This is a genomic window from Streptomyces sp. NPDC001927 (genome assembly GCF_053594455.1).
Genome location: NZ_JBSFEN010000001.1, coordinates 39,904 through 52,504, shown reverse-complemented (window position 1 = coordinate 52,504; position 12,601 = coordinate 39,904). Strand labels below are relative to the sequence as shown.

General features: G+C 72.1%; 16 protein-coding genes. 8 read left to right on the top strand and 8 right to left on the bottom strand.

Translation table 11 applies throughout. From position 1 onward, the window contains the following. Nucleotides 1-17 precede the first annotated feature (17 nt). The 3 genes from ligD (at nt 18) to ACWCO8_RS00240 (ending at nt 2,390) form a co-directional block, all read left to right on the top strand. Nucleotides 18-1,040, top strand: a complete 1,023-nt coding sequence (gene ligD, locus ACWCO8_RS00250; protein WP_451030184.1) for a non-homologous end-joining DNA ligase — start codon at nt 18-20, stop codon at nt 1,038-1,040. Between the two features lie 231 nt (nt 1,041-1,271). Continuing rightward, on the top strand, nt 1,272-2,006 hold the full coding sequence (locus ACWCO8_RS00245) for a class I SAM-dependent methyltransferase (protein ID WP_451030183.1): 735 nt from the start codon (nt 1,272-1,274) through the stop codon (nt 2,004-2,006). 102 nt (nt 2,007-2,108) lie between these two features. After that, on the top strand, nt 2,109-2,390 hold the full coding sequence (locus ACWCO8_RS00240) for a WhiB family transcriptional regulator (RefSeq protein ID WP_451030182.1): 282 nt from the start codon (nt 2,109-2,111) through the stop codon (nt 2,388-2,390). A gap of 49 nt (nt 2,391-2,439) precedes the next feature. Here ACWCO8_RS00240 and ACWCO8_RS00235 read toward each other — a convergent pair whose 3' ends face one another. The 3 genes from ACWCO8_RS00235 to ACWCO8_RS00225 all read right to left on the bottom strand — a co-directional run bounded on the left by ACWCO8_RS00235 (nt 2,440) and on the right by ACWCO8_RS00225 (nt 4,699). After that, nucleotides 2,440-3,414 carry an acyl-ACP desaturase gene (locus ACWCO8_RS00235; protein WP_362002594.1) on the bottom strand — a complete coding sequence of 325 codons (975 nt, stop codon included), beginning with the start codon at nt 3,412-3,414 and terminating at the stop codon, nt 2,440-2,442. A gap of 207 nt (nt 3,415-3,621) precedes the next feature. Continuing rightward, nucleotides 3,622-3,837 carry a hypothetical protein gene (locus tag ACWCO8_RS00230; RefSeq protein ID WP_451030181.1) on the bottom strand — a complete coding sequence of 72 codons (216 nt, stop codon included), beginning with the start codon at nt 3,835-3,837 and terminating at the stop codon, nt 3,622-3,624. A gap of 10 nt (nt 3,838-3,847) precedes the next feature. Continuing rightward, nucleotides 3,848-4,699 (bottom strand): helix-turn-helix domain-containing protein, encoded by an 852-nt coding sequence (locus tag ACWCO8_RS00225; RefSeq protein WP_451030180.1) that lies wholly within the window; start codon nt 4,697-4,699, stop codon nt 3,848-3,850. Between the two features lie 169 nt (nt 4,700-4,868). Between ACWCO8_RS00225 and ACWCO8_RS00220 the strand changes: the two genes are divergently transcribed. Continuing rightward, nucleotides 4,869-5,342, top strand: a complete 474-nt coding sequence (locus ACWCO8_RS00220; protein WP_451030179.1) for an ATP-binding protein — start codon at nt 4,869-4,871, stop codon at nt 5,340-5,342. A gap of 24 nt (nt 5,343-5,366) precedes the next feature. Here ACWCO8_RS00220 and ACWCO8_RS00215 read toward each other — a convergent pair whose 3' ends face one another. Together ACWCO8_RS00215 and ACWCO8_RS00210 are read right to left on the bottom strand one after the other, a co-directional pair. After that, complete coding sequence (locus tag ACWCO8_RS00215) at nt 5,367-7,013, bottom strand: ABC-F family ATP-binding cassette domain-containing protein (protein ID WP_451030178.1); 1,647 nt, start codon at nt 7,011-7,013, stop codon at nt 5,367-5,369. A gap of 303 nt (nt 7,014-7,316) precedes the next feature. Continuing rightward, a complete protein-coding gene (locus ACWCO8_RS00210; protein ID WP_362002603.1) occupies nt 7,317-7,727 on the bottom strand; it encodes a spore wall synthesis regulator SsgD in 411 nt (136 codons plus the stop codon). A gap of 168 nt (nt 7,728-7,895) precedes the next feature. Between ACWCO8_RS00210 and ACWCO8_RS00205 the strand changes: the two genes are divergently transcribed. Then, nucleotides 7,896-9,020 (top strand): WD40/YVTN/BNR-like repeat-containing protein, encoded by a 1,125-nt coding sequence (locus ACWCO8_RS00205; protein WP_451030177.1) that lies wholly within the window; start codon nt 7,896-7,898, stop codon nt 9,018-9,020. A 4-nt stretch (nt 9,021-9,024) separates the two neighbouring features. Here the strand turns inward: ACWCO8_RS00205 and ACWCO8_RS00200 are convergent, their stop codons facing one another. Beyond that, nucleotides 9,025-9,324: a YciI family protein gene (locus ACWCO8_RS00200; RefSeq protein ID WP_362002607.1), complete on the bottom strand. Its 300-nt coding sequence runs from the start codon at nt 9,322-9,324 to the stop codon at nt 9,025-9,027. 85 nt (nt 9,325-9,409) lie between these two features. On the opposite strand from ACWCO8_RS00200, the gene ACWCO8_RS00195 reads away from it, so the two are divergent. The 3 genes from ACWCO8_RS00195 to ACWCO8_RS00185 are packed head-to-tail and all read left to right on the top strand — an operon-like array spanning nt 9,410 to nt 10,714. Next, entirely contained in the window at nt 9,410-10,150 is a 741-nt protein-coding gene (locus ACWCO8_RS00195) for an endonuclease V (RefSeq protein ID WP_451030176.1), read from the top strand. 58 nt (nt 10,151-10,208) lie between these two features. Beyond that, complete coding sequence (mmpA, locus tag ACWCO8_RS00190; RefSeq protein WP_362002611.1) at nt 10,209-10,343, top strand: morphogenic membrane protein MmpA; 135 nt, start codon at nt 10,209-10,211, stop codon at nt 10,341-10,343. Further along, entirely contained in the window at nt 10,340-10,714 is a 375-nt protein-coding gene (locus tag ACWCO8_RS00185) for a VOC family protein (RefSeq protein WP_362002613.1), read from the top strand. The genes mmpA and ACWCO8_RS00185 overlap by 4 nt, the downstream gene beginning before the upstream one ends. A 24-nt stretch (nt 10,715-10,738) precedes the next feature. Here ACWCO8_RS00185 and ACWCO8_RS00180 read toward each other — a convergent pair whose 3' ends face one another. Next, entirely contained in the window at nt 10,739-11,947 is a 1,209-nt protein-coding gene (locus ACWCO8_RS00180) for a saccharopine dehydrogenase family protein (RefSeq protein ID WP_451030175.1), read from the bottom strand. 78 nt (nt 11,948-12,025) lie between these two features. Continuing rightward, a complete protein-coding gene (locus ACWCO8_RS00175) occupies nt 12,026-12,547 on the bottom strand; it encodes a hypothetical protein (RefSeq protein ID WP_451030174.1) in 522 nt (173 codons plus the stop codon). Nucleotides 12,548-12,601 lie beyond the last annotated feature (54 nt).

Sequence of the window (12,601 nt, the reverse complement as noted above, 5' to 3'; positions counted from 1 at the left end):
GCCCTACGCTGACACGCATGGCGAGCAAGACGGCAGCGGTGGAACTGGAAGTCGGCGAGCGGACGGTACGCGTCTCCAATCCGGACAAGGTCTACTTCCCCGAACCCGGCTACACCAAGCTCGACATGGTCAGCTACTACCTGGCCGTCGGCGACGGCATCACCCGCGCCCTGCGGGACCGCCCCACCACCCTGGAGCGCTACCCCGACGGGGTCACCGGCGAGTCCTTCTTCCAGAAGCGCGCCCCCAAGTACCTCCCCGAGTGGATCCCGACCGCGCACATCACCTTCCCCAGCGGGCGCTCCGCCGACGAGATGTGCCCGACCGAGCCCGCCGCCGTCCTCTGGGCGGCCAACCTCGGCGCGGTCACCTTCCACCCCTGGCCCGTACGGCGCGAGGACACCGACCACCCCGACGAGCTGCGCATCGACCTCGACCCCCAGCCCGGCACCGACTACGCCGACGCCGTACGCGCCGCCCACGAGCTGCGCGCCGTCCTGGACGAGCACGGGCTGCGGGGCTGGCCCAAGACCTCGGGCGGGCGCGGCCTGCACGTCTTCGTGCCGATCGAGCCGCAGTGGACCTTCACCCAGGTCCGGCGCGCGGCGATCGCCTGCGGCCGTGAGCTGGAGCGCCGGATGCCGGACCGGGTGACGATCAAGTGGTGGAAGGAGGAGCGCGGCGAGCGGATCTTCGTCGACTACAACCAGACCGCCCGCGACCGCACGATCGCCTCCGCCTACTCCGTACGCCCCCGCCCGCACGCCCCCGTCTCCGCCCCGCTGAACTGGGACGAGATCGACGACGCCGTGCCCCGGGACTTCGACATCAGGACCATGCCCGCCCGGTACGCGGAGGTCGGCGACGTCCACGCCGACATGGACGACCACCGCTTCAGCCTGGAGAGCCTGCTCGAACTGGCCCGCCGCGACGAGGCGGAGCACGGGCTCGGCGACCTGCCGTACCCGCCGGAGTACCCGAAGATGCCGGGCGAACCGAAGCGGGTGCAGCCGAGCAGGGCGAAGAAGAGCGAGGACTGACCGGGGAGCCTCAGAAACCGGGTCGCGGGCCGCGCGGAAGGGCCTCCTGACGGCCTCCGGAGGGGGTGCCGGCACCCGTCCGCAGGGGGTCGCGGGTGGGGTGATCGGCCCTCGCGCACCCATGGCGTGGAGGGCCGTACAGCGCCTTCTCCGAGCCCCCGCAAACCCCTCCTGAGCTGGGCTTTCTTCGGGATCTCCCCTAGCGTTCAGCCATCGGGAAAGGGGTGCCGGATGGACCGGAACATTCGTGACGTCGAGGACGTGCTGAAGCTGCTCGACGGGCTCTTCGCGCCGGAGGCCGACCGCTGGACCACCGACGCGGCAGGCTGGTGGGACGGCTTCTACGGCGACCGGTCCAAGGGGGTGCCGTTCTTCGTCGCCAAGCCGGACGAGAGCCTGGTCTCGTACGTCGAGCGCGGCCTGATCGCTCCCGGCCGGGCCCTCGACCTGGGGTGCGGACCCGGGCGCAACGCCCTGTACCTGGCGTCCCTGGGCTTCGAGGTGGACGCGGTGGACCTCTCCGAGGAGGCGATCGGCTGGGCGCGGGAGCGGGCACGGGAGGCAGGCGCGGAGGTGCGCTTCCACCACGGGGACGCGTTCGAACTGGCCGGCGGCGCGCTGACCGGTCCGTACGACCTGATCTTCGACTCGGGGTGCTTCCACCATCTGCCGCCGCACCGACGGATCAGCTATCTCGCGCTGCTCGAGCGGCTGCTCGCGCCCGGCGGCCATCTGGCCCTGACCTGCTTCGCCTCCGGCGCGATGGGCTCGGAGCTGCCCGACGCCGCGTTCTACCGGGAGCGCGAGCCGGGCCTGCACGGCGGGCTCGCCTACACGCCGGAGTCCCTGCGCCGGATCTTCGGGGAGCTGACCGAGGTCGAACTGCGCCGTATGCGGGACGAGCCCGCCCACTCCCCGCACTTCGGCGAGGAGTTCCTGTGGACGGCGCTCTTCCGCCGGCCCTGAGCCGTGCCGGGACGCTCGGCGCGCCGCGTTGAACGAACGCGGCGCGTCGGCATTGATCGAACGTTGAGGGACCGTTTACGGCCGCGCGGCAACGTATCGGCCATGCAGACCGACACCACCGTGACGACCGACCCGACCGCCCCCGACCTGTCCTGGCAGGAGAACGCCCTCTGCGCGCAGGCCGGGCCGGAGTTCTTCTTCCCGGCCCCCGGCTCCTCGACCCGCGAGGCGAAGCAGCTGTGCGGGGCGTGCGAAGGCCGGGAGGCCTGCCTCCAGTACGCGCTGGAGAACGACGAGCGGTTCGGGGTGTGGGGCGGCCTCTCCGAGAAGGAGCGGGGCCGGCTGAAGAGCACCGGCGGCGCCCGCCGCCGGCTCGCTCACTGAGCCGACGGCCGACGCCGCCGAGGTGGAGGTCAGTCGCCGAGGCGGCGGGTCAGCCCGCCGCGCGGGCCGCCATGCGCGCCTTGCGCGCGGCCAGCTTCTCGTCGAACTTCGACGCCTCGCTGTCCAGACCGTTCATGTACATCCCCAGCTCCTCCTGGGCCTTCAGGCCCTCCGGGCCGAGACCGTCGATCTGGAGCACCTTGAGGAAGCGCAGCACGGGCTGCAGCACGTCGTCGTGGTGGATCCGCATGTTGTAGATCTCGCCGATCGCCATCTGCGCGGCCGCCCGCTCGAAGCCCGGCATGCCGTGTCCCGGCATCCGGAAGTTCACGACGACGTCCCGCACGGCCTGCATCGTCAGGTCCGGGGCGAGCTCGAAGGCCGCGCCCAGCAGGTTGCGGTAGAAGACCATGTGCAGGTTCTCGTCGGTGGCGATGCGCGCCAGCATCCGGTCGCAGACCGGGTCGCCCGACTGGTGGCCGGTGTTCCGGTGCGAGATACGGGTGGCCAGCTCCTGGAAGGCGACGTACGCGACCGAGTGCAGCATCGAGTGCCGGTTGTCGGACTCGAAGCCCTCGCTCATGTGCGCCATCCGGAACTGCTCCAGCTTGTCCGGGTCCACCGCGCGCGAGGCCAGGAGGTAGTCCCGCATCACGATGCCGTGGCGGCCCTCCTCGGCGGTCCAGCGGTGCACCCAGGTGCCCCAGGCGCCGTCGCGGCCGAAGAGCGAGGCGATCTCGTGGTGGTAGCTGGGCAGGTTGTCCTCGGTGAGGAGGTTGACCACGAGGGCGATCTTGCCGACCTCGGTGACCTTGGACTGGGACGGGTCCCAGGCCTCGCCGTCCTCGAAGAAGCCCGGGAAGTTCCGGCCGTCGGACCACGGCACGTACTCGTGCGGCATCCAGTCCTTGGTGACCTTCAGGTGCCGGTTCAGCTCCTTCTCCACCACCTCTTCCAGCGCGTAGAGGAGCCGCGCGTCGGTCCACCCTGCCGAGCTGCCGAGGTGGGGAGAGGTGAGCGTCACGGGGAACTCCTGGGGACGGAGAGAGGGCATACGGAACTACCTACGGATTCGTAGGTTACGAGACCGTAGGTTAAGGCCCCGTAAGGCCCCGGCCAAGCCCGCTGCGGCGATGTCCGGTTACGTTCCGTTATGTGCGCAGCTGGTGGCGGCGTACCGAGAGGCAGGTCACGGATCCGGGCGGGTCGGAGGTGGCTCGATCATGGCTACTCAGAGCAGATGGTCGGCCTGCCCCGCCTTGACGGCCGAGATCAGCGCGCGCAGCGCCTCGACCGAGTCGCTCACGTACTCGCCGGGCGTCAGGGTCGAGCCGATGTAGGCGCGGCCGGCGTCGTCGAGGCCGAAGCGGAAGCAGTTGGCGCCCTCGCTGCAGAAGGCATCGTTCCAGGCGATCTTCTCGGGGGCGGAGGGGTCCACGACGTTCATACGGGTTCCTTCAGAGGTCCTGGGCGAGCGCCTGGATGAACGCGCGCGATTCCGGTTCGGGCAGGGCGAGTCCGCGCAGCCGATCCAACAGCCCGCGATAGCGCCTGAGTTGCATGTCGGCGTCGAGGAGGGTCGAGCCGTGGGAGGAGTCCAGCTGTACGGTGTCGAGCTGTGGCACGGGCGCCGCCACATAGGTGAACGACTGTCCCGCGCCCGGGAAACCGCCGGCCGTGAAGGGGATGACCCGCACGGTGATGGTGTCCCGTTCCGAGCGGGCGAGAATGTACTCCAGTTGGGCCCTGGCCACCTTCGGTCCGCCGAACTGCATCCGCAGCGCGGCCTCGTGGATCACCGCCTCGTAGAGCGTGGGCCGGTCCCGGTCCAGGACCTCCTGGCGGCGCAGCCGCAGGGCCACCCGTGCCTTCAGATCGGGTCCTGGCAGCGGCGGGTCGGCGGTGTCGAAGACCGCCCTCGCGTGCTCCTCCGTCTGCAGGAGGCCGGGGATGTGCGTGGTGACGGCGGTGTGCAACTCCGAGGCGTGGAACTCGAGTTCGGCGATGTCGAGCAGCCCCGGCGGCAGCAGCCCGCGGTGCTCCTCCCACCAGCCGCGGTCACGCTCCTGGGCCGTCGCGGCGAGCAGGTCGACGAGGCCGGTGTCCGGGCAGCCGTAGTTGAAGGCGAGGGTGCGCACCCGCTCGGCACTGATGCCGAAGCGGCCCGACTCGATGTTCGGGATACGGGTCCGGTCGACGCCCAGGAGGGCGGCGGCCTGCTGGGCCGACATCCCCGACTGTTCGCGCAGTTTGCGCAGCTCGTTCCCGAGGCGCTGCTGGCGCGCGGTCGGGGTGCTCCTGGGTGGCACGGCTCGTTCTCCCCTTCTGGCCGGCCCGGGCGGCCGACGTTTTGGCCGGAATGACACGACTACCCGCAAGTAGTAGCACCGTGCTCCGCTCGTGCGCTACGGTCGGTAGCGCCAGTCTCACACGCGGCGACCGTACCTGTGTGTGAGCGTCCCCACACGCACAGGAAATGTGAGCAACACGATGAAAGGCGCCCTGCGTTGCCTCCCGTCCGTCCTCGCGGCCGGGCCCATACCTCCTGCCAGGGAGAACCTCAGCTACTCGATGGTCCTGCCCGGAGGCGCCTACTGCGCCGGACTGGCCCGGCAGGCCGTGCGGAGCCTGCTCGATCGGCACGGTCTGACCGAGCTCCGCGACACCGCCGTGCTCGCCGCCTCCGAACTGGTCGCCGCCGCCTACCGTTTCACCCCCGACCGGGAGATGATCCTGCGCGTCCGCTGGCAGTTCGAGGCCCTGCGGATCGTCCTCTACGACCAGCATCCAGCCCATTCCTCGGCCGACAAGGCCGAGGAGTGCCGCGACCGCCGCAGCCGCAGCATGTGGCTGCTGGCCGCGGCGGTCGACACACAGGGCGGGGACTGGGGACTCGCCCCGGTGCTCACCCCCGGTGGCGGGACGAAGTCCTGGGCGTTACTCCACCGTTGAGCCCGTACGCCCAGCGCCGATCCCCTACTGAACCGTGGCCGCGATCTCCTCCGCGACCTCCTCCGCGCTCGTCGGCCGCAGCTCGCCGTCGAGCAGCAGCCAGCGGGTGATCCCCAGCGACTCCAGGAACGGCACGTCGTGGCTCGCCACGATCAGCGCCCCTTCGTACGCCTCCAGGGCCGCCGTCAGTTTCCGTACCGACGCCATGTCCAGATTGTTCGTCGGTTCGTCCAGCATCAGCAGCTGAGGCGCCGGTTCGGCGAGCAGCAGCGCCGCGAGCGTCGCCCGGAAGCGCTCCCCTCCGGACAGCGTCCCGGCCGGCTGGTCCGCCCGCGCGCCACGGAAGAGGAACCGGGCGAGGCGCGCCCTGATCGCGTTGCCCGTCGCCTCCGGCGCGAACCGGGCGACGTTCTCCACCACGCTCAACTCCTCGTCGAGGACGTCGAGTCGCTGCGGCAGGAACCGCAGCGGCACATGGGTCTCGACCTCGCCCGCCACCGGCTCGAGCTCCCCGGCGATCGTGCGCAACAGCGTCGTCTTGCCGGCCCCGTTGCGGCCCACGAGCGCGATCCGCTCGGGCCCGCGGAGCTCGAACCCGCCGCCCACCCGGGCGCCGTACCGCAGTTCCAGTTCGCGCAGTGTCAGCACCTCGCGGCCCGGATGGACCGTGGTGCGCGGCAGCTCGATCCTGATCTCGTCGTCGTCGCGCACCGCCTCCTCCGCCACATCGAGCCGTTCGCGCGCCTCGGCCAGGCGATCGGCGTGCAGGGCACGGTGCTTGCCCGCCGAGACCTGCGCCGCCGCCTTGCGGCCGTTGGCGACGATCTTCGGTACGACCTTGTTGTCGAAGCTCTTCCTGCCGTACCGCTTGCGGCGCGCCAACTTCATCTGTGCCTCGGACAGTTCGCGCTTCTGGCGCTGCACATCGGCCTCGGCGACCCGGACCATCCGCTCGGCCGCCTCCTGTTCGGCGGCGAGCGCCTCCTCGTAGGCCGAGTAGGCGCCGCCGTACCAGGTGACCTCGCCGTCGTGCAGATCGGCGATCTGGTCGACCCGCTCCAGGAGTTGCCGGTCGTGGCTGACCACGACGAGCACTCCGGTCCAGGCGTCCACGGCCTCGTAGAGCCGGGTACGGGCGTACAGGTCGAGGTTGTTCGTCGGCTCGTCGAGCAGCAGGATGTCCGGCCGGGCGAGCAGCAGGGCCGCGAGCCGCAGCAGGACCGACTCGCCGCCGGACACCTCGCCGATGGTCCGGTCGAGACCGATGTGGCCGAGACCGAGCTGGTCGAGCGTGGCACGGGCCCGCTCCTCCACGTCCCAGTCGTCGCCCACCGCGGCGAAGTGCTCCTCGGCCGGATCGCCCGCCTCGATGGCGTGCAGCGCGGCCCGGGTCGCGGCGATCCCGAGGGCCTGGTCGACCCGGAGCGCGGTGTCCAGGACCAGGTTCTGCGGGAGGTAGCCGACCTCGCCGACGGTACGGACCGTGCCGTCGGCGGGGGTCAGTTCACCGGCGACGAGCTTGAGGAGCGTCGACTTCCCCGAGCCGTTCAGGCCGATGAGCCCGGTACGGCCGGGGCCGACCGTGAGCTGGAAGTCGTCAAGGACCTGGGTGCCGTCCGGCCAGGAGAAGGACAGGGACGAGCAGGTGATGAACGTGGGATGGGTCGCCATGGTGGCCTCCCTGTTGCGAGAGCGTGGGCTGGGGCAACGGGTGAGACACCGGGGCGCGGGCAGGCGGAAATGCTCGTACGCCGAGGGCGAAGACGGCACACGCGGCGCTGCGTGAAGCAGCTCAAGGGCACGCGCGGCACGGTGTCTCGCATCCTCAGACGAGCAACGGCCTTCTCCGATCGGGCGACAACAGGGCCAGGTCAGGACGGTACGCGCGGACGCCGAGCGGAGGCAACCGAATTAAGGCGCGGGTGGATCGGACGGGGTGGACAGGGCGGGGAGATGGGGCGGAAGACCGCGCCGTCAGCCCTCCAGGAGCTGGGCCAGGTCCCCGTCCCAGTCCAGGTACTGGTGCTCGCGGCCGGCCGGCACGAGGTGCTGCGAGCGCTGGATGAAGTGCCGTAGCTCGGAGGTCCGGACGTGCACGACGGCGACGCCCTCGGGAGCGTGGAACTCGACGACGGTACGGTCGTATCCGTACGGGCGAACCCGGACGTCGCCGAGACCCGCCGGGCCGTCGACGCCCTGGACGAGGAGCTCGCGGGCGAACGCCCAGGAGACCTCGACGCCCTCCAGGGTCGCGGGTGGCGGGAACGCCATGCTCACCGCGAAAGGGTCCTCACGGTCGTACCGCAGTGTGGCGGGGACGGTTTCCATCCGGGGCGCGGATGCGACCAGACGGGCCTGAACGGCCTGCTCGATGACGGTGGACAAGGCCAGCTCCTGTCGCGCGGCTTCGGTTCCTGACGTCTCCCTGACACAAGGGAAGACGAACGATGGGGCCAGAACGTGCACTGGGGGGTCACGTGAGCTGTGTCACCGCCGCCCACGTGCGTGAGGCGGTCTGGACGGGGTCACCGGGGTGGGCTAGCTTCCGGCGCCATGACGTCCAAGGGGAAGACGAGACGAATGATGTCGGTGGGGCTGAGCGGGCTGGCCCTCGCGGCGGCCCTGACGGTCCCGGCGTACGGCGCGTCGGACGGTGGCGGCTCCGGCGGTGCGTCGGGCGGTGCCTCGCAGGCCGGGCCGTACGGTGCCGGCTGGCAGCTGACGGAGACCGGTACGGACGCCCGTTTCCGCGGCCTCGCGGCCGTCGACCGCAGGACCGCCTGGGCCGCGGGCTCGAAGGGGACCGTGCTGCGGACCACGGACGGCGGCCGGAGCTGGCGGAACGTCTCGCCGCCCGGGGCCGGGGAGCTGGAGCTGCGCGACGTCGAGGCCTTCGACGCCCGGCGCGCCGTGGTCCTCGCGATCGGGGAGGGGGAGGCCTCGCGGGTCCTGCGGACCGACGACGGCGGAGCCACCTGGACGGAGTCCTTCCGCAACACCGACCCGCGCGCCTTCTACGACTGCATCACCTTCTTCGACCAGCGCCACGGCCTCGCCATGAGCGACCCGGTCGACGGGAAGTACCGCATCCTCTCGACGCGGGACGGCGGCCGCTCCTGGGCGGTGCTGCCCGACGCGGGGATGCCGGCCGCGCTGCCCGGAGAGGCCGGGTTCGCCGCGAGCGGCCAGTGCCTGGTCTCCTCCGGACCGAGGGACGTCTGGCTGGCGACCGGCGGCGGCGCCACCGCGCGCGTGCTGCACTCCCGTGACCGGGGCCTGAACTGGACCGTCGCGGAATCCACGATCCCGGCGGGCGACCCGGCGCGCGGAGTCTTCGGACTCGCCTTCCGCGACCGCGCGCACGGCATCGCCGTCGGCGGCGACTACCGCGCGGGCCAGCCCTCGCCGCACGCGGCCGCGGTCACCGGCGACGGCGGACGCCGCTGGAAGGCCGCCTCGACCCCGCCGCCCGCGTACCGTTCGGGCGTCGCCTGGCTCCCGCATTCCCGGACTGCCGCGCTCGCGGTCGGCCCGACCGGCACGGATCTGACGACGGACTCCGGCCGTACCTGGCGGACCGTCGACACCGGCTCGTACGACACGGTCGACTGCACCCGGGACGGCGCCTGCTGGGCCTCCGGCGAGAAGGGCCGGATCGCCCGCCTGAACGGCCGATAGATCCTCAGGAAGGGAGCTGCTCGCGGTACGGGGCGAGGGCCTCGGCCGTCTTCGTCGCGTAGAACTCCGTGATCCGGTACGTGCACACGTTCTCGACGGTGAACGGGTCGGCCGCCACGATCTTCTCGATCTCCGCGCGGTCGACCCCGGCGGCGAGCACGATGCCGCCGTCGCGCGGGTTCTTGCGCCCGGAGGCGATGAAGACGCCGGCGGCGTACTGCGCGTCGAGCCACTCGACGTGCGCGTCGAGCAGCGCGTCGGCCCGCTCGACCGGGCCGGTGTAGGTCAATTCCAGTACGAACATGATCGGCAGGCTACCCGGGGCCCGGACGGCGGCGCGGAAACCGTTCGCCTGTCGGACGGGGGAGCGCCGTAGGGTGGCCGTCATCATGACGATCATCGACGTTCCCGAGGGCTGGCCCACCGACGAGGCGACGGCCCGCGCCGTGCAGGAGGAGCTGCGGGAGCGGCTCGTACTCGACGAGCCGGGACCGGCGCCCGGCACGGGCCATGTCACGGGGCTCGACGTCGCCTACGACGACGAGCGCGACCTCGTCGCCGCCGCGGCCGTCGTCCTGGACGCCCGCACGCTCGACGTGGTGGAGGAGGCGACGGCGGTCGGCCGGGTGTCGTTCCCGTACGTGCCGGGGCTGCTCGCCTTCCGCGAGATACCGACCGTGCTCGCCGCGCTCGCCGGGCTGACCGCGGACCCGGGGCTGCTCGTCTGCGACGGCTACGGTCTCGCCCACCCGCGCCGCTTCGGCCTCGCGAGCCACCTGGGCGTGCTGACCGGACGCCCGTCGATCGGCGTCGCGAAGAACCCCTTCACCTTCGACCACGACCTGCCGGGCCCGGACCGGGGCGACTTCAGCCCGCTGCTCGCGTCCGGTACGTCGGGTGCATCGGGTACATCGGGTACGGAGGAGGTCGGCCGGGCCCTGCGCACGCAGGCCGGGGTGAAGCCCGTCTTCGTCTCCGTCGGCCACCGGGTCTCCCTGGACAACGCCTGCGCCCACACCCTGCTGCTCGCCCCGCGCTACCGCATCCCCGAGACGACCCGGCACGCCGACTCCCTCTGCCGCCGTGCTCTCCGTGCGGCCCTGGGGGCGGACGGGGTGGGGGATGAGTAGCGGGACTGAGTACGCGTACGGATGGCGGGGCGTGATCACGCGCGGCAGGCTGGGGCCCATGACATCCCCCGTCTCCGCACCTCCGCGCACCGCCGGCCGTGGCATGCACACCCTGCTCGCCGGGGCCGGTCTTCTCGCCCTGGCCTGGGTCTGCGCCATGATCTACGTCGTCGTCGCCTGGGTGTCGGCATGATCGGCACGCTCCAGTGTGTGGTCCTGGACTGCACCGACGTCATGGAGCTCGCCGTCTTCTACCAGCAGGTCCTGGGCGGTGAGATCAACCGCCCCGACGGGCAGTGGGCCCTCAACGAGGCCTGGGCGACGCTGCACGACGCCTCCGGTGCGCCGGTGCTCTGCTTCCAGGGCGTGGCCGACCACCGCCCGCCCGTCTGGGGAGCGCCCGAGCAGCAGTTCCACCTCGACGTCCGGGTCGCCGACCTGGAGACCGCCCACGACGCGGTGCTCGCGCTCGGGGCCTCGCTGCTCGACGACGGGGGCGGCGACCGGGCCTGGCGCACCTACGCCGACCCGGCCGGCCACCCCTTCTGTCTCGTACGCCACTGAGGGCCCACGGCACCCGGGGAGGCGTCAGCCCTTGTACGCCACCCGGAAGCGGATGCCGGCCGCCCGCAGCCGGTCGATCAGCGCGTCGCCCATCGCGACCGCCGTCGTGACCTGTCCCGAGGTCTTCGGCAGGCCGTCGTCCAGGGCGAGGCAGAGCGCCGACTCGGCGAGGATCTTCGCCGTCTCGCCGTACCCCGGGTCGCCGCCCGAGACCTCCGTGAAGACGCGCCGTCCGCCGCCCTCGCCGACGAAGCGCACGGTGAACCAGCTCCGTGCGCGCCGCTCCTCGCTCGGGCCCTGCCCGGCCTCGTAACGACTCATCAGCCAGCGCCGTACGGGCGCGAGTTGGGCCGCTGCAAGCCCTGAGCCGACCAGGGCGGAGCCGCCGATCGCCATCGGGAGCGTCTTGACCGAGGCGTAGTGCCGGTAGACGAAGTCGGGGCCGTACGCGTCGAGCGCGCGGGCCGAACGGGCCACCACCTGGGCGTCTATGGTCGGCAGCGGCAGCGCCCAGGTGCCGGTCTCCCGGCTGAAGCGCGGCCCGCCGATCGGGGCGCGCGCCCTGCGGCCCACCAACCGGGGCTCGTGCAGCCGCCGTTCGCGCGCGGCGCGCAGGGTCTCCCGGCCGCGCCCCATCGCCGTCAGGGCGGACGCGAACGTGCCGCCCGAGAAGATGGCGCCGACGCGCACGAAGCCGTCGATCCGCAGCGGGACGTCCTTGGGCAGCTGCTGGACGGTGAAGTAGGCGCCCAGGTCGTGCGGTACGGAGTCGAAGCCGCACGCGTGCACGATCCGCGCGCCGGTCTCCCGGGCGCGGGCGTCGTGGCGTACGTACATCTCGTCGACGAACTCCGGCTCGCCGGTGAGGTCCACGTAGTCCGTGCCGGCCTCCGCGCACGCCGCCACCAACTGCTCGCCGTACCAGATGTACGGGCCGACCGTGGTGGCCACCACCCGTGTCGACGTGGCCAGTTCGCGCAGGGACGCCGCGTCCGTGGAGTCCGCGACGACGAGCGGCAGCTCGGCGCAGCGGGGCCACCGCGCCGCGAGGCGCTCGCGCAGCGCGCTCAGCTTGGCGCGGCTGCGCCCGGCGAGCGCCCACCGGAACCCGGGCGGCGCGTGCTCGGCCAGATACTCCGCGGTGAGCTCGCCGACGAACCCCGTTGCCCCGAAGAGCACGACGTCGTACGCCCGCTCCGCCGTGTCCCGCTCCACACCGTTCCCGTTCTCCATACGGCCCTCGCCTTCCCCTGCGGCTTCCCCTGCTTCATCTGCGAGCGCGGAGCCTAGCGGTAGCTCCGGGAGGATCCGTCAGCGGTAGTCGTCCGGGTGGCCCTGCATCCAGGTGTTGATCCGGTCCCGGGTGGAGATCAGCAGGGTCTGGTGCTTCTTCAGGTTCGGGTACGTGGTGTCGCCCGCCAGGGTGGTCCGCAGCTTCTCGATCCAGGCGATCGGCTCGGGGAAGTGGCCCGGCCCCTTCGGGTCCGCCTTCATGGCGCGGTCGAGCCCGTCGAGCTCCTCGTGGACGCGGCCCAGGAAGTACGCGCAGTCGGTGGCGCAGCTGTCATTGAGCGTGGCCTGCAGCCCGGCGAAGGCGTCCCGCACCAGCTCGGGACCGGGCGTGGGCTCCCCGTCGGTCGCCTCCGCCACGCCGGGGTCCGTGCTCGCTTCGGCGCCCGCGCCCCCGTCGGCTCCCGTGGCGACCGGCGAGGCGGTCGAGCCGGCCGTCGCGTCCGCCGCGGTGTCCTCTCCCGAGGCGGAGCACGAGATGAGCAGGGCGGCCGCGAGCGGTACGGCGAGCAGGGCGGTCATTCCGCGTCGTGATGTGCGCATGACGGGACCCTATCCGGCGCCGATCGGGGCCCGGCAGGTTCCGCGGCGAAATTC